The sequence below is a fragment of the Streptomyces spinosisporus genome (genome assembly GCF_022698145.1).
Taxonomy (GTDB): Bacteria; Actinomycetota; Actinomycetes; order Streptomycetales; family Streptomycetaceae; genus Streptomyces; species Streptomyces spinosisporus.
In genome coordinates, this window is record NZ_JALDAX010000001.1 from 370,902 (window position 1) to 385,843 (window position 14,942).

The 14,942-nt window shown below is 70.4% G+C and carries 15 protein-coding genes; 4 read left to right on the plus strand and 11 right to left on the minus strand.

Translation table 11 applies throughout. The features are described from left to right. Positions 1 to 6: 6 nt before the first annotated feature. A complete protein-coding gene (locus MQN93_RS01575; RefSeq protein WP_242707963.1) occupies positions 7 to 2,268 on the minus strand; it encodes an MMPL family transporter in 2,262 nt (753 codons plus the stop codon). A 395-nt stretch (positions 2,269 to 2,663) separates the two neighbouring features. Here MQN93_RS01575 and MQN93_RS01580 point away from each other — a divergent pair, with 395 nt between their 5' ends. The 4 genes from MQN93_RS01580 to MQN93_RS01595 all read left to right on the plus strand — a co-directional run bounded on the left by MQN93_RS01580 (position 2,664) and on the right by MQN93_RS01595 (position 5,622). After that, positions 2,664 to 3,209: a DUF1697 domain-containing protein gene (locus MQN93_RS01580; RefSeq protein ID WP_242707964.1), complete on the plus strand. Its 546-nt coding sequence runs from the start codon at positions 2,664 to 2,666 to the stop codon at positions 3,207 to 3,209. Positions 3,210 to 3,255: 46 nt separating this feature from the next. Then, positions 3,256 to 4,305, plus strand: coding sequence for a ketopantoate reductase family protein (locus MQN93_RS01585; RefSeq protein ID WP_242707965.1), 1,050 nt, complete (start codon positions 3,256 to 3,258; stop codon positions 4,303 to 4,305). 25 nt (positions 4,306 to 4,330) lie between these two features. After that, entirely contained in the window at positions 4,331 to 4,924 is a 594-nt protein-coding gene (locus MQN93_RS01590; protein ID WP_242707966.1) for a TIGR03086 family metal-binding protein, read from the plus strand. A gap of 80 nt (positions 4,925 to 5,004) precedes the next feature. Then, positions 5,005 to 5,622 (plus strand): mycothiol-dependent nitroreductase Rv2466c family protein, encoded by a 618-nt coding sequence (locus MQN93_RS01595; protein ID WP_242707967.1) that lies wholly within the window; start codon positions 5,005 to 5,007, stop codon positions 5,620 to 5,622. Between the two features lie 7 nt (positions 5,623 to 5,629). Here MQN93_RS01595 and MQN93_RS01600 read toward each other — a convergent pair whose 3' ends face one another. From MQN93_RS01600 to MQN93_RS01650, 10 genes are all read right to left on the minus strand, one after another. Continuing rightward, entirely contained in the window at positions 5,630 to 6,382 is a 753-nt protein-coding gene (locus tag MQN93_RS01600) for a sirohydrochlorin chelatase (RefSeq protein WP_242707968.1), read from the minus strand. Positions 6,383 to 6,386: 4 nt separating this feature from the next. Further along, a complete protein-coding gene (locus MQN93_RS01605; RefSeq protein WP_016431928.1) occupies positions 6,387 to 7,265 on the minus strand; it encodes an ABC transporter permease in 879 nt (292 codons plus the stop codon). Continuing rightward, positions 7,252 to 8,037, minus strand: coding sequence for an ABC transporter ATP-binding protein (locus tag MQN93_RS01610; RefSeq protein ID WP_242707969.1), 786 nt, complete (start codon positions 8,035 to 8,037; stop codon positions 7,252 to 7,254). Before MQN93_RS01610 ends, MQN93_RS01605 begins: the two co-directional genes overlap by 14 nt. A gap of 35 nt (positions 8,038 to 8,072) precedes the next feature. Continuing rightward, positions 8,073 to 9,188, minus strand: coding sequence for an aliphatic sulfonate ABC transporter substrate-binding protein (locus MQN93_RS01615; RefSeq protein ID WP_242707970.1), 1,116 nt, complete (start codon positions 9,186 to 9,188; stop codon positions 8,073 to 8,075). 222 nt (positions 9,189 to 9,410) lie between these two features. Beyond that, positions 9,411 to 10,745, minus strand: a complete 1,335-nt coding sequence (locus MQN93_RS01625; RefSeq protein ID WP_242707971.1) for a sulfate adenylyltransferase subunit 1 — start codon at positions 10,743 to 10,745, stop codon at positions 9,411 to 9,413. Between the two features lie 2 nt (positions 10,746 to 10,747). Continuing rightward, a complete protein-coding gene (gene cysD / locus MQN93_RS01630; protein WP_242707972.1) occupies positions 10,748 to 11,683 on the minus strand; it encodes a sulfate adenylyltransferase subunit CysD in 936 nt (311 codons plus the stop codon). Continuing rightward, positions 11,680 to 12,252, minus strand: a complete 573-nt coding sequence (gene cysC / locus MQN93_RS01635; protein ID WP_078516499.1) for an adenylyl-sulfate kinase — start codon at positions 12,250 to 12,252, stop codon at positions 11,680 to 11,682. The genes cysD and cysC overlap by 4 nt, the downstream gene beginning before the upstream one ends. After that, the gene (locus MQN93_RS01640; protein ID WP_016431921.1) at positions 12,249 to 12,959 is read right to left on the minus strand and encodes a phosphoadenylyl-sulfate reductase; all 711 of its coding nucleotides are present in this window, start codon (positions 12,957 to 12,959) and stop codon (positions 12,249 to 12,251) included. Before MQN93_RS01640 ends, cysC begins: the two co-directional genes overlap by 4 nt. Beyond that, positions 12,956 to 13,135 carry a hypothetical protein gene (locus MQN93_RS01645; RefSeq protein WP_016431920.1) on the minus strand — a complete coding sequence of 60 codons (180 nt, stop codon included), beginning with the start codon at positions 13,133 to 13,135 and terminating at the stop codon, positions 12,956 to 12,958. Before MQN93_RS01645 ends, MQN93_RS01640 begins: the two co-directional genes overlap by 4 nt. Then, complete coding sequence (locus MQN93_RS01650) at positions 13,132 to 14,832, minus strand: nitrite/sulfite reductase (protein ID WP_242707973.1); 1,701 nt, start codon at positions 14,830 to 14,832, stop codon at positions 13,132 to 13,134. Before MQN93_RS01650 ends, MQN93_RS01645 begins: the two co-directional genes overlap by 4 nt. Positions 14,833 to 14,942: the final 110 nt, after the last annotated feature.

Sequence of the window (14,942 nt, forward strand, 5' to 3'; positions counted from 1 at the left end):
TCGGGTTCACACCCTCACCGGCTCCCCCTCGTCGTCCCGCGCCCCGGGCGCGGCCACGGCGTCCGCGGCCTCGTCGTGCGTCAGGTCCGGCAGCCGGTTCAGCCACTTCGGCAGATACCAGTTGCGCTCGCCGAGCAGCGCCATCACCGCGGGGAGCAGCACGCCCCGGATGATCGTCGCGTCGATCAGCACCGCGGCCGCGAGGCCCACGCCCATCTGCTTCATGGACTGCATGGACAGCGTGCCGAAGATGGCGAACACGGCGACCATGATGACCGCGGCGCTGGTGACCACACCGGCCGTGGTGACCACACCGTGCTGGATCGCGTCCCGCGTCGAACGGCCGCGCAGCCGCGCCTCGCGGATCCGCGAGACCACGAACACGTGGTAGTCCATGCTCAGTCCGAACAGGATCACGAACAGGAACAGCGGCAGCCAGGTGATGATCGCGCCGACGCCCTCCGCGCCCACCAGGGACGCGCCCCAGCCGTGCTGGAAGACGGCGACGAGGATGCCGTAGGCGGCGCCCACCGACAGCAGGTTGAGCAGGATCGAGGTGATCGCGACGGTCAGCGAGCGGAACGACAGCAGCATCAGCGCGAAGGCGAAGACCACGACGAACGCGAAGACCGGGATCACGGCTCCGGCGAGCTGGTCGTTGAAGTCCTTCGAGCCGGCGACCTGTCCGGTGATCGGCGCCTGCAGGCCGTCCACCTTGCCCAGCGTCGCGGGCCGCACCTCGTCGCGCAGCTTGTCCAGGCTGGCGCCCGCCTTGTCCAGGTCGGAGCCGCCGACCAGCGGGACGTAGACGTAGGCGACGTTCTGCGCATCGTGCAGCTTGATCTCGACCGGGCCGCGCGAGGCGCCCGAACTGATCGCCCGCTCCTTGAAGTCGGCGAGCGCGGACTTCACCTCGGGGGCGTTGATGTCCTTGGCCTTGACGACGACCTCGGCCGGCTCGGAGCCGCCCGGGAAGGCGTCGTTGACGCGGTTGTACGTCTGCACGATCGGAAGGGAGTTGCCGAACTCCTGGTCCAGCGTGAGGTTCTGGGTCTTCATGCCGATCGCGGGAGCCGCGACGGCCAGCAGCGCGCCCACCGCCACCAGGACGGAGACCAGCGGCCTAGCGAGGACACCGCGCAGGACGGCGGTCCAGAACCGGCTCTCCCCGCCCGTGCGGGCGGCCCGGCGCTCCATCGCCTTGCGCAGGAAGGGGATCCTGCCCTTCTCGACCCGCTCGCCGAGCAGCGAGAGCAGCGCGGGCAGTACGGTCACCGAGCCGACCATGGCGACCGCGACGACCATCAGCGAGGCCAGACCCATCGCCTCGAACTCGGCGAGCCCGGTGAAGAGCATGCCCGCCATCGCCACGCACACCGTGACACCGGAGACGATGATCGCGCGGCCACTGGTGGCGGCGGCGACCCGCAGAGCCGTCTGCGCGTCACGTCCGGCGGCCCGCTCCTCGCGCTCCCGGCGCAGATAGAACAGGCAGTAGTCGACGCCGACGGCCAGACCGACCAGCAGCATCACGGAGTTGGCGGTGTCGCTCATCGGCATCACATGGCTGACGACGCCCATCAGGCCCATCGTGGCCATGATCGCGGTGATCGCCAGAGCCACCGGCAGCAGGGCCGCGACCAGCGCGCCGAAGGCGATCAGCAGAATGCCGAGGGCCACGGGCACCGCGGAGAGCTCGGCCTTCTGGAAGTCGTCCCCGAAGGCGTCGTCGAACGTCTTCATCATGCTGGCGCCGCCGATCTCCTCGATCCGCAGCGTCTCGTGGTCCTTCTGCACCCCGTCGACGGCCTTGAGCACGGGCTCCACCCGCTCGCCCGCGGTGTCGGAGTCGCCGCGCATGTCGAACTGGACCAGCGCGCTGCGCCCGTCCTTGGAGATCGTCTGCGTGGTGTACGGCGACTGCACGTCCGTGACCCTGCCGGTCGCGTCGACGGCCTTCACGACCGCGGCGACGGCCGCCCTGAACTCGGGATCCGTGGCCTTGACGTTCCCGTCCCTGGCCTGGATCAGGACGCTCTCACTGGCCGGCTCCTCGATGCCCGCGTCCTCGACGATCTTGGCGGCGGTGTGGGTCTCGCCCTTGAGCTGGTCGCTGTCCTTGACGTCCACCCGGCCCGCCGCGGAGCCGAGCCCCATCGCCAGGACGACGAACAGCACCCAGATTCCGACGGCGGCCCATCGGTGCCGGGCGCTCCAGCCGCCGGCCCGGGCGGCTATACCCCGCACCCGCGCATCTCCGTTCCCCATGACGGGCCTGCCCCCTCTTGCACGGTGACGGCCCCGTGCCGCCACCTTCCGCTTCGAAGGTATGGGCGCCGTAAGCGCATCTCGTCGTGCTGCCCGGTGAAGTGCCGGGGCGGGAACTCATCCCCTCGGACCCGGCTGCCTCACCGCTGGGGAGGACCATGGTCCCTTACATCTATCCGGGCTACCCGACGGTAGTGATCAGGGTGACCGGCCCGTGTCCGGTCCGTCGGCATCGCTCCTCTTTGTGATTACAGAACCTTGTTGAACAAGTCACAGCTGCGTGTAGGTGTTGCTCCGGGCCGGGTCGTTCGGCCAGAGTTTCGCGCAGTCCGCCGTGCGCGGACACGGCCGTCGTGCCCACCCCCACGGGGCACGACGGCCCTAGGGTGGGGCCCATGACGACGACGTATGCGGCGCTGCTGCGCGCGGTGAACGTGGGCGGCCGCAAGCTCCCGATGGCCGAGCTGCGGCAGCTGATGACCGGTCTCGGATACGAGGGCGTCCGCACCCATCTGCAGAGCGGACAGGCCGTCTTCACCACCGGTCACGGCGACGAGGAGTCCCTGGCCGCCGAGCTCGCCGAGGCGATCGGGAAGCACTGCGGTTTCCCGGTCGACGTCATCGTGCGCGACCACGCCTACCTCGCGGCGGTCGTGGAGGCCTGTCCGTTCCCGGCCGCCGAGCTGGAGGCCAGGCAGCTGCACGTCACCTACTTCTCCGCGCCCGTCGACGCGGCGCGCTTCGCGGAGATCGACCGGGAGACGTATCTGCCGGAGGAGTTCCGGCTCGGACGGCGCGAGCTGTACCTCTACGTCCCCGACGGGCTCGGCCGCTCCAAGCTCGCCGAGCACCTGGCGAAGCCGCGTATCAACAAGGGCGTGATCGCGACCAGCCGCAACTGGAACACCGTCACCAAGCTGGTCGAGCTCACCGCCGGGTGATCGGGGCCGGGACCGGCGCCGCACACGGGTGTGCGAGGCTCAGGGCATGCGCTACATCATCATCGGAGCAGGCGCCGTCGGCGGCGCGATCGGCGGGCGTCTCGCGGGCGCGGGCCACGAGGTCGTCCTGGTCGCGCGGGGCGCGCACCTCGCCGCGCTGCGGGAGGGCGGGCTGCGGCTGAAGGTGCCGGACGGCGAGTACACCCACCGGCTGCCGGCCGTCGAAGGGCCGGACGAGCTGGGGGAGTTGAGGGCCGACGACGTGCTCGTCCTTGCCGTGAAGACCCAGGACACCGTGGCCGCGCTGCAGGCCTGGGGTCCCGCGCCGGTCGCGGGCGGCGGCACGGCGGCGGAGCGGCTGCCGCTGTTCTGCGCCCAGAACGGCGTCGAGGGCCAGCGCCTCGCCCTGCGCGTCTTCCGGCAGGTGTACGGCGTCTGCGTGTGGCTGCCGGCGACCTTCGTCGAGCCGGGTGCCGTCTCCGCCGCGGGCAGCCCCCTCACCGGCATGCTGCACCTGGGCCGCCACCCGCACGGCACCGACGAGACCGCCCGGCGGGTCGCCGCCGACCTGGAGAAGGCGCACTTCGAGGCACCGGTCGTGGCCGACGTGGCCCGCTGGCAGTACGCCAAGCTGCTGTCCAACCTGGGCAACGCCCTGGAGGCCGTCGCCGGGCCCATCGCCGGGGACAAGGCCGGACAGCTGTACGGCAGGGTGCGCGCCGAGGGCGAGAGCGTGCTGGACGCCGCCGGGATCGCGTACGCGAGCGTCGCGGAGCAGCAGGCGCTGCGCGGCCACAAGGTCGACCTGGTGCCGCTCGACGGCGCCCCGCGCGGCGGCGGCTCCTCCTGGCAGTCGCTCAGCCGTGGCACCGGCACCATCGAGGCGGACTACCTCAACGGCGAGATCGCCCTGCTGGGCCGGCTGCACGGCGTGCCGACCCCGCTCAACGACCTGCTCCAGCACCTCGCGAACACCTTCGCGCGCGAGCGCCGTGAGCCGGGCTCGATGGAGATCGACGAGCTCGTCCGCCGGGCCGACGAAGCCGTCGAAGCGGTCGAGGCCGGCGAAGCTGTCGCGTTTGTTCAAGAGTCCTGAGCGGGCCCTTCCTAGCGTGGGGTGCATGACGTACGACGACCCGAAGCAACTGCACCCGTACATGACCGAGTGTGCCGCCGAGGCGGCGCGTGTCGCGCGCGACGTCCCGGCGGACCGGCTCGGCGACCCCACCCACTGCCCCGACTGGGACGTGCGCGCCCTGGTCAACCACTGGGTGCTCTACACCTCCCACGGTCTGGAGCACCGCGCCCTGCGCAAGGACCTCCCCGAGGAGCTCACCGCACGCGACTTCACCGCGGAGCCCGGCTGGCCCGCCGCCTACGCGGCCCGGCTCGACCGCGCGGTGGCGGCCTGGGCCGACCCCGCGGTGTGGGAGGGCGAGGTGGACCTCGGCATGGCGAAGGTGCCCGCGCTCGACATCGCCTCGATGGTCATCAAGGAGATGGCCGTGCACGGCTGGGACGTCGCCACCGCCACCGGCCAGCCGTTCCACGTCTCGGACGACACCGCCGCCTTCGTCCTGCACGTCGTCGAGAAGCACGGCGACCTCTACCGCCAGTACGACGGCTTCGCCGACCCGGTGCCCGTGCCGGACGACGCACCCGTCTTCGACCGTGCCCTGGCGTCGAGCGGACGGGATCCCGAACTGGGCCGGTGAGCGGAGGCTCGAATTGGGCCAGTGACACAGACACCGAATGGGCCGGGACACTGCGCCATTGCGCCCATAGCGTCGACGGCATGACGAACACCTCGACCACCCGGGTCGACTTCTGGTTCGACCCCGCCTGTCCCTTCGCCTGGATCACCTCCCGCTGGCTGCTGGAGGTCGAGCGCGAGCGCCCGCTCGACCTCCGCTTCCACGCGATGAGCCTGTATCTGCACAACATCGGCAATGAACTGCCCGACTGGTACCGCGAGTTGGTCGACAAGTCCATCGGCCCGGTCCGGGTCGCCGTGGCCGCCGCCGAGCGGCACGGCGAGAAGGTCCTGCGCGATCTGTACACCGCGTTCGGCACCCGTATCCACGAGCGCAAGGCCGACGACTTCGACGCCGTGGTGGCGGACTCCCTGGCCGAACTGGGCCTGCCGGCCGACCTCGCCGCCGCCGTGCACGACCCGTCGTACGACGACGCCGTACGTCGCAGCCACGAGGCGGGCGTCGAGCCCGACTCGGGCGGCTACGTGGGCACACCCACCCTGCACGTCGACGGAACGGTGTGGTTCGGGCCGGTGCTGCGGACGATCCCCCGGGGCGCCCGCGCGGCCGGACTCTTCGACGCGTTCCGCGTCCTGGCGACCGACCCGGACCTCTTCGAACTCAAGCGCACCCGCACGGGGTCGCTGCGTTTCGACTGACCGGGCGCTAGGCGCCGAGGGCCGCCGGCACCGGCAGCCGCGCCTCGTCGTACCGCTCCAGCAGCACCCGCGCCACCTCCGGTGCCGGGCCGAGCACGCCGGCCAGTACGTCCGCCTCTCCCGCGCCCCGCGCGATCCGGTCCGGCAGGAAGCCGGGCGCCAGGACATAGGGGGCGACGGCGACGCGCGCGCAGCCCAGCGCCCGCAGCTCCCGTACCGCGTCCTCGGTGCGGGGAAGGGATGCGGAGGCGAACGCAGGCCGCACGGCGCACCAACCGGTGTGCCGCCACTCCCGCGCGATTTCTGCGATCACTGCGATCGCCTCCGGGTCGGAGGACCCCGCCGAGGCCAGCACGACCCCGGTCGAGGACTTGTCGGCCGGGCCCAGCCCGGCCTCGTACAGCCGCCGTTCGAGGGCGGACAGCAGCAGCGGCGACGGACCGAGCACGTCCGCCTGGCGGATGCGCAGCTGCGGCGGCGCGTCCCGCAGGACCGCGGGGATGTCCGACTTCGCGTGGAAGGCGCGCGTCAGCAGGAGCGGGAGCGCCACGACGTCGCGGACGCCCTCCGCCGCCAGCGACTCCAGCACCCCGTGCACGGAAGGGATGTTGAAGTCCAGGAAGCCGATCTCCACGCGCAGCCCCGGCCGCAGCGACCGAACGCGCCGCACGAGGGCGTGCACGGTCGCGGCGTGCCGCGCATCGCGGCTGCCGTGGGCGATCACTACAAGGACGGGGTGGACCGGCTTCACAGGGCGCATGGGATCAGCTCTTCACCAGCAGGCCGCGGCTGCGCAGCACCCACCGCTCCAGCGGACTGAAGATCAGCAGGTCGATGGCGATGCCGACGAACAGGATCAGCAGGATGGCCTCGAACACCATGGCCATGTCGCTGGCGGTACGGGCGTTCTCCAGGAGCTGGCCGAGGCCCACGCCCAGGTCGGGGAAGTTCGCGATGATCTCCGCGGCCATCAGCGAGCGCCAGGAGAAGGCCCAGCCCTGCTTGAGGCCCGCCACATAACCGGGCAGCGCCGCGGGCAGGGTGACGTGCCAGATGCCCTTGATGCCCGTGGCGCCCATCGTGCGGCCCGCCCGCAGGAACAGCGGCGGCACCTGGTCGACGCCGGACACCAGGCCGTTGGCGATGGAGGGGACCGCGCCGAGCAGGATCACGGCGTACATCATGGAGTTGTTCAGACCCAGCCAGATCACGGCCGGCGGCACCCACGCCACCGACGGCAGCGACTGCAGGCCGGACAGGATCGGGCCGATCGCCGCGCGCACGAACTTCACCCGGGCCACCAGCAGTCCGAGCGGGGTGCCGATGAGCAGGGCGAAGAAGAAGCCCAGCAGACCGCGCGAGACGCTGGTCCAGATGTAGCCGAGCAGATCGCCCTTGAGCCAGGCGTCCTGGAAGGCGCTGCCCACCGCTCCCGGCGAGGGCAGCTTGGTCGGGTCGTCGACGACCGGGTAGAGGACCGCCCAGATCACGAGGACGACGGCGATCGCGACGATCGGCGGAAAGATCTTGTTGACGAAGGTCTGCCGCAGGGTCGGACGGCCGGTGGCCGAGGTCTCCAGCGCGTCCAGGCCGGCCTCGACACTCCCGGAGTCCTGGACCGGTGTGGTCTCAGTGCTGGCCATGACGGCGGATCTCCCCACGCAGTACATCGGTGATCTCAAGGGACAGTTCGGCGACGGGCGCGTCCTCGATACGGCGCGGCTGCGGAATGCCGACCGACCATTCACGGGCGATACGGCCCGGACGGGAGGACAGCAGGATCACCCGCTGGGCGAGCCGTACCGCCTCACGCACGTTGTGCGTGACGAACAGGACGGACACCCCCGTCTCCTGCCAGATGCGGGTCAGCTCGTCGTGGAGCACGTCCCGGGTGATGGCGTCCAGGGCCGAGAACGGCTCGTCCATCAGCAGCAGATTGCTCTCCTGCGCGAGCGCGCGGGCCAGTGCCGCACGCTGGCGCATACCGCCCGACAGCTCGTGGACGCGCTTGCCGTACGCGCCCTTCAGCCGGACCAGCTCCAGCAGCGACTCGGCCTTCCCGCGCCGGTCCTGCTTGGGCACACCCCTGAGCTTCAGGGCGAGTTCGATGTTCTTGCCCGCGGTCAGCCACGGGAACAGCGCGTGCTCCTGGAACATCAGGGCGGGGCGCCCGTCGGTCGTGATGGAGCCCGCGGTGGGCCGGTCGAGACCCGCCACCAGGTTCAGCAGCGTGGACTTGCCGCAGCCCGAGGCCCCCAGAAGGGTGACGAACTCACCCGGCGCGACATCGATGCTGATGTCGTCCAGGACGAGCTGCTGCCCGCGGGGCGTCGCGAAGGACTTCGACACGTGGTCGAGGCGTGCCGCGTACTCGACCGTCTCGTCGGCCTTGGCGAGCGTCGTGGTCGTGGCCATGGTCGTCACCTCCTGGGAACTCGTCGGGACTTGCGTCAGCTGGTGCCGAGACCGGCGGCGTCGACCGGGCTCTCGCCCGCGGCCTTGAGGACCTTGTTGAGGACGGTGAGGTCGTAGATGCCCTTGAGGTCCGGCTTCTCCAGCAGGCCTGCCTTGACCGCGTGCGCCGCCTCGGTGTTGAGCGTGGCGGCCAGCGGGTCGTCGGTGAACCGGATGGACTTCCACGCCGGGTCCAGGACGTTCGCCGGCAGCTCCTTGCCGGAGTCGATCCCCAGCTGCTTGTTCGCCGCCGCCTTCGCCTTGCCGGGGTTGGCGTTGATCCACTTGTTGGCCTCGACCGAGGCCTTCAGGACCGCCTCGACGGCCTTCGGGTGCTCCTTGAGGAAGGCCTGCCGCACGATGATGTTCGTGATGACGAACTTCTGGTCGGGCCACAGCGTGGACTCGTCGAGAATCGTTTTGGCGCCCTCGGCGACCAGCTTCGAGGCGGTCGGCTCCGGCACCCAGGCGCCGTCGATGGAGCCCGCCTTGTAGGCGTCCGGGGTGATCTTGTTGTCGGTGCGGACGACCGTCACATCACCCTTGCCGCTCTGCGCGTCGACCTTCCAGCCCTGTTCCGCGGCCCAGTTGAGGAACGCGACGTCCTGCGTGTTGCCCAGCTGGGGCGTCGCGATCTTCTTGCCCTTGACGTCCTTCAGGGACTTGATCTTCTTCGGGTTCACGACGAGCTTGACGCCGCCGGAGGCCGAACCGCCGATGATCTTCAGGCTCTTGCCGTTGGACTTGGTGTACCCGTTGATCGCCGGGGAGGGGCCGAGCCAGCCGATGTCGATGGAGCCCGAGTTGAGGGCCTCGATCTCGGAGGGGCCGGCGTTGAAGATCGCGTAGTCGGCCTTGGTGGCGCCCAGTTCCTTCTGGAACAGGCCCTGCTCACGGCCGACCAGTGCGGTCGCGTGGGTGAGGTTGCCGAAGTAGCCGATCTTGACGGAGTCCAGCCCGTCGATCTTCTTGGACCCGGCGGCCACCTTCGCGGTGTCGGTGTCGTCGGCCTTGGACCCGTAACCGCAAGCGGCGAGGGCGAGAAGCGGAAGGGCCGCGATCACGGTGATGCCGCGGCGAAGGGACTTGCTGCGCGAGCGGTTGGCAGGCACGGGAGGTTTTCCTCTCGTTGGCCCGGCGGTCACGGTCTTTCAGGTCGTGGCCGGGAGATCGGCAGGTTTGCGTCTACGGCGGTGGGGGGTGAGGGCGCGCAGGCAGTGCGCGTACGTCAGCGCACACATCGCGTCACTCCGCCCTGCCCGCTGCCGAGGTCGCCGCTGCCGATGCGGCCGCCCTCCTTGGCGAACGTGGAGTAGTAGTCGGTGGGGTTCATCTCAGAAGTCCCACCCGTCGTCCTCGGACTCGTCCTTGACGGGCTCGGGGGCCGCGAACGACTCGCCGACCATGCCCGCGGTCAGCGTGGTGCCGTCGCTGGGGTCGATGAGGATGAAGGAGCCGGTGCGGCGCGAGTCGGAGTAGGAGTCGACCGGCAGCGGCTCCGCGGTGCGGATCTTCACCCGGCCGATGTCGTTGGCGACGAGCTGCCCCGGGTGCGGGTGCAGGGACAGGTCCGACAGCGTCAGCCGGGACGGGATGTCCTTCACGATCGCCTTGACCGTGCGCGTGCCGTGCTTGAGCAGCACCCGGTGGCCGACGGTCAGCGCCGCGTCGGCGACATGGCAGACGGTCGCCTCGATGTCCTGCGTGGTCGCCGGGGCGTCCTTGCTGGGCACGATCAGGTCGCCGCGCGAGATGTCGATGTCGTCCTCCAGCAGGAGGGTCACCGACTGGGTGGTCCAGGCGACGTCGACCGGCTCGCCCAGCAGGTCGATCGCGCTGATCCGCGAGGCACGGCCGGAGGGCAGCACCGTGACCGGCTCGCCGACATGGAACGAACCGGCGGCGATCTGCCCGGCGTAGCCCCGGTAGTCCGGGTGCTCGGCGGTCTGCGGCCGGATCACGTACTGCACGGGCAGCCGCGCGTGGCAGTGGCTCAGGTCGTGACTGACCGGGACCGTCTCCAGGTGCTCCAGGACCGTCGGGCCGCCGTACCAGTCCATGGTGGCCGACGGCTCCACCACGTTGTCGCCGACGAGCGCGGAGATCGGGATCGCGGTGACCTCGGGGACGCCCAGTTCCAGCGCGTACGCCGTGAACTCCTCGGCGATCGCGGCGAAGACGGGCTCCTTGTAGTCGACCAGGTCCATCTTGTTCACGGCCAGGACCACGTGCGGCACCCGCAGCAGGGCCGCGATCGCCGCGTGCCGGCGGGTCTGTTCGACGACGCCGTTGCGGGCGTCGACGAGGATGATGGTGAGTTCGGCGGTGGAGGCGCCGGTGACCATGTTGCGGGTGTACTGCACATGGCCGGGGGTGTCGGCGAGGATGAACCGGCGTTTGGGCGTCGCGAAGTAGCGGTAGGCGACGTCGATGGTGATGCCCTGTTCGCGTTCGGCGCGCAGGCCGTCGGTGAGGAGGGCGAGGTCGGGGGCGTCCTGGCCGCGGTTGCGGGAGGCGTGTTCGACGGCTTCCAGCTGGTCGGTGAGGACCGACTTGGAGTCGTGCAGCAGCCGGCCCACCAGGGTCGACTTGCCGTCGTCGACGGAACCGGCGGTGGCGAACCGCAGCAGCGTGGTGGCCGAGAGCTCCTCGGTCGTGATCGTGCTCATGCTTAGAAGTACCCCTCGCGCTTGCGGTCTTCCATCGCGGCCTCGGAGAGCTTGTCGTCGGCGCGCGTCGCGCCCCGCTCGGTCAGCCGGGAGGCGGCGATCTCGACGATCACCTTGTCGATGGTGTCGGCGTCGGAGTCGACGGCGCCGGTGCAGGACATGTCGCCGACCGTGCGGTAGCGCACCTGCCGCTTCTCCACGGTCTCGCCGTCCCTGGGCCCGCCCCACTCACCGGCCGTCAGCCACATCCCGCCGCGCTTGAACACCTCACGCTCGTGCGCGAAGTAGATCTGCGGCAGCTGGACGTTCTCGCGGGCGATGTACTGCCACACGTCCAGCTCGGTCCAGTTGGACAGCGGGAAGACCCGGACGTGCTCGCCCGGTGCGTGCCGGCCGTTGTAGAGGTTCCACAGCTCGGGCCGCTGGCGGCGCGGGTCCCACTGCGAGAACTCGTCCCGCAGACTGAACACCCGTTCCTTGGCCCGTGCCTTCTCCTCGTCGCGCCGTCCGCCGCCGAAGACCGCGTCGAACCGCTCCGCCTGGATCTTCTCCGTCAGCGGCAGCGTCTGCAGCGGGTTGCGGGTGCCGTCCGCGCGCTCCTTGAGGACGCCGCGGTCGATGTAGTCCTGCACCGAGGCCACGTGCAGCCGCAGTCCGTGCTGCTCCACCACGCGGTCGCGGTATTCGAGGACTTCGGGGAAGTTGTGCCCGGTGTCGACGTGCAGCAGTGAGAAGGGGATCGCCGCGGGGGCGAAGGCCTTCAGGGCCAGGTGGAGCATGAGGATGGAGTCCTTGCCGCCGGAGAAGAGGATCACCGGCCGTTCGAACTCGCCCGCCACCTCGCGGAAGATGTGCACCGCCTCGGACTCCAGCGCGTCCAGGTGCGAGAGGGCGTACGGGGAGCCCGTGCCCTCCTTGGCCGTGGCGACGGTCGTCATGCCAGTCCCCTTTCGGTGAGCAGCGCGTGGACCGCGGCCGCGGACTCCTGGACGGTCTGGTGCTGCGACTCGATCCGCAGGTCGGGCGACTCGGGGGCCTCGTAGGGGTCGTCGACCCCGGTCAGCCCGGTCAGTTCGCCCGCCGCCTGCTTGGCGTACAGACCCTTCACATCACGTACGGAGCACACGTCGACGGGAGTGGCGACGTGCACCTCCAGATACGGCGCCCCGCTCTCCTGGTGACGCTTGCGGACCGCCTCGCGGCTGTCCGCGTAGGGCGCGATCACCGGGACGAGCGCCTTGACGCCGTTGCGGGCGAGCAGTTCGGCGAGGAAGCCGATGCGCTGCACATTGGTGTGCCGGTCCTCGCGGGAGAAGCCGAGGCCCGCCGAGATGAACTCGCGGATCTCGTCGCCGTCGAGCACCTCGACGCGGTGGCCCTCCTCGCGCAGCCGGCCTGCCAGCTCGTACGCGATGGTGGTCTTGCCGGCGCTCGGCAGACCCGTGAGCCAGACGGTGGCTCCGGTCGTCACAAGGTTCTCCTGATTCGTCGAAGGCGCGGCGGTCATCCGTGCAGCCCGCACTCGGTCTTGGCGCTGCCCGCCCAGCGGCCGGCCCGTGCGTCCTCGCCCTCCAGGACCCGGCGGGTGCAGGGGGCGCAGCCGACGGAGGGGTAACCGTCCATCAGCAGCGGGTTGGTCAGCACGCCGTGCTCCGCGACGTAGGCGTCGACGTCGTCCTGGGTCCAGCGGGCGATCGGTGAGATCTTGACCTTCTGCCGCTTCTCGTCCCAGCCGACGACCGGGGTGTTCGCCCGGGTCGGGGACTCGTCGCGGCGCAGACCGGTCGCCCAGGCCACGTAGTTGGTCAGGCCCCGCTCCAGCGGCTGGACCTTGCGCAGCCTGCAGCACAGGTCGGGGTCGCGGTCGTGCAGCTTCGGCCCGTACTCGGCGTCCTGCTCGGCGACCGTCTGACGCGGGGTCAGGGTGATGACGTTGACGTCCATCACGGCCTCGACGGCGTCGCGGGTGCCGATGGTCTCCGGGAAGTGGTAGCCGGTGTCGAGGAACACCACGTCCACACCGGGCATGGCCCGTGAGGCGAGGTGGGCGACCACCGCGTCCTCCATGGACGAGGTCACGCAGAAGCGCTTGCCGAAGGTGTCGGCCGCCCACTTCAGGATCTCCAGCGCGGAGGCGTCCTCCAAGTCACGGCCCGCCTGCTCGGCGAGCGCCTTGAGATCCTCTGTCGTCTGCTCTTCCGTCACCGTGGTCATGTCGTGTCTCCCCCTGCGTCGGAGTGCTGAAAGCCCCGGGCGAGCAGCCCGAGGAACTTCAGCTGAAAGGCCCGGTTGCATGCCGCGCATTCCCACGAGCCGTGGCCCTGCTCGCCGGGACGTAGGTCCTCGTCGCCGCAGTAGGGGCAGTAGAAGGGGGCGGCGCGCTCGCTCATGACAGGGCCTCCTCGGAGGCGCGTGCGGCCCAGGCGGCGAACCGCTCGCCGTCCTCGCGCTCGGCCAGGAACCGCCTGAGGACCCGCTCGATGTAGTCGGGCAGCTCCTGCGAGGTGACCTTCAGACCACGCACCTTGCGGCCGAACCCGGCCTCCAGGCCGAGCGCGCCGCCGAGGTGCACCTGGTAGCCCTCGACCTGCTCGCCGTTGCCGTCGAGGACCAGCTGGCCCTTGAGACCGATGTCCGCGACCTGGATACGGGCGCAGGCGTTCGGGCAGCCGTTGAGGTTGATGGTCAGCGGCTCGTCGAACTCCGGCAGGCGGCGCTCGAGTTCGTCGATGAGCTGCGAGCCGCGCTGCTTGGTCTCGACGATGGCGAGCTTGCAGTACTCGATGCCGGTGCAGGCCATGGTGCCGCGCCGGAAGGTGGACGGCCGGGCGGTCAGGTCCAGCGCCTCCAGGCCCTCGACCAGCGAGTCGACCCGGTCCTGCTCGACGTCGAGCACGATCATCTTCTGCTCGACGGTGGTACGCACCCGGCCCGAGCCGTGTGCCTCCGCCAGCTCCGCGATCTTGGTGAGCGTGGCGCCGTCGACGCGTCCCACGCGCGGGGCGAAGCCGACGTAGAACCGACCGTCCTTCTGGCGGTGCACGCCGATGTGGTCGCGCCACTGCTGGACCGGCTGCTCGGGGGCGGGGCCGTCGATCAGCTTGCGTCCGCCCAGGTACTCGTCCTCCAGGACCTGGCGGAACTTCTCCGCGCCCCAGTCGGCGACGAGGAACTTCAGCCGGGCGCGGGTGCGCAGCCGGCGGTAGCCGTAGTCGCGGAAGATCGACAGGACGCCCTCGTAGACGTCGGGGACCTCGTCGATCGGCACCCAGGCGCCGAGCCGCACGCCCAGCTTGGGGTTGGTGGACAGGCCTCCGCCGACCCACAGGTCGAAGCCGGGGCCGTGCTCGGGGTGCCGTACGCCGACGAAGGCCACGTCGTTGATCTCGTGCACCACGTCGAGGACCGGCGAGCCCGAGATGGCCGTCTTGAACTTCCGGGGGAGGTTGGAGTACGCCTTGTTGTTGAGCACGCGGCGCTTCATCTCCTCCAGCGCAGGCGTGCCGTCGATGATCTCGTCCTCGGCGATGCCCGCCACCGGGGAGCCGATCATCACGCGGGGGGTGTCGCCGCAGGCGGTGACCGTCGACAGGCCCACGCCCTCCAGACGCTCCCAGATCGTCGGGACGTCCTCGATGCGGATCCAGTGGTACTGGACGTTCTGCCGGTCCGTGATGTCCGCGGTGCCGCGCGCGAACTCCTGGGAGATCTCCCCGATGACCCTCAGCTGCTGCGTGGTCAGCGCACCGCCGTCGATGCGGACGCGCATCATGAAGTACTCGTCGTCCAGCTCCTCCGGCTCCAGGATCGCGGTCTTGCCGCCGTCGATCCCGGGCCTGCGCTGGGTGTACAGACCCCACCAGCGCATCCGTCCGCGCAGGTCACCGCCGTCGATGGAGTCGAAGCCGCGCTTGGAGTAGATCGTCTCAATGCGTGTCCGCACATTGAGACCGTCGTCGTCCTTCTTGGTCTGCTCGTTGCCGTTCAGCGGGGTGAAGTGCCCCGCGGCCCACTGGCCCTCACCGCGGTGACGGCTCACCTTGCGGCGTGGAGTCGCGGCGGCAGGCTTCTGCGGGGTGGCGGCCATGGTTGATACGTCCTTCGGGACAGGCGTGAATGCGGCTCTGACCTGCGCGCGCGGGCGCATGGGCATACGTGCGCGTCGTTGCGCGGGGGGAGAGAGTCAAAAGATGTCGG

Coding starts and splice junctions, on each gene's coding strand:
- MQN93_RS01575 (WP_242707963.1), bottom strand. CDS start 2,268: ATGGGGAACGGAGATGCGCGGGTGCGGGGTATAGCCGCCCGGGCCGGC.
- MQN93_RS01580 (WP_242707964.1), top strand. CDS start 2,664: ATGACGACGACGTATGCGGCGCTGCTGCGCGCGGTGAACGTGGGCGGC.
- MQN93_RS01585 (WP_242707965.1), top strand. CDS start 3,256: ATGCGCTACATCATCATCGGAGCAGGCGCCGTCGGCGGCGCGATCGGC.
- MQN93_RS01590 (WP_242707966.1), top strand. CDS start 4,331: ATGACGTACGACGACCCGAAGCAACTGCACCCGTACATGACCGAGTGT.
- MQN93_RS01595 (WP_242707967.1), top strand. CDS start 5,005: ATGACGAACACCTCGACCACCCGGGTCGACTTCTGGTTCGACCCCGCC.
- MQN93_RS01600 (WP_242707968.1), bottom strand. CDS start 6,382: ATGCGCCCTGTGAAGCCGGTCCACCCCGTCCTTGTAGTGATCGCCCAC.
- MQN93_RS01605 (WP_016431928.1), bottom strand. CDS start 7,265: ATGGCCAGCACTGAGACCACACCGGTCCAGGACTCCGGGAGTGTCGAG.
- MQN93_RS01610 (WP_242707969.1), bottom strand. CDS start 8,037: ATGGCCACGACCACGACGCTCGCCAAGGCCGACGAGACGGTCGAGTAC.
- MQN93_RS01625 (WP_242707971.1), bottom strand. CDS start 10,745: ATGAGCACGATCACGACCGAGGAGCTCTCGGCCACCACGCTGCTGCGG.
- cysD (WP_242707972.1), bottom strand. CDS start 11,683: ATGACGACCGTCGCCACGGCCAAGGAGGGCACGGGCTCCCCGTACGCC.
- cysC (WP_078516499.1), bottom strand. CDS start 12,252: ATGACCGCCGCGCCTTCGACGAATCAGGAGAACCTTGTGACGACCGGA.
- MQN93_RS01640 (WP_016431921.1), bottom strand. CDS start 12,959: ATGACCACGGTGACGGAAGAGCAGACGACAGAGGATCTCAAGGCGCTC.
- MQN93_RS01645 (WP_016431920.1), bottom strand. CDS start 13,135: ATGAGCGAGCGCGCCGCCCCCTTCTACTGCCCCTACTGCGGCGACGAG.
- MQN93_RS01650 (WP_242707973.1), bottom strand. CDS start 14,832: ATGGCCGCCACCCCGCAGAAGCCTGCCGCCGCGACTCCACGCCGCAAG.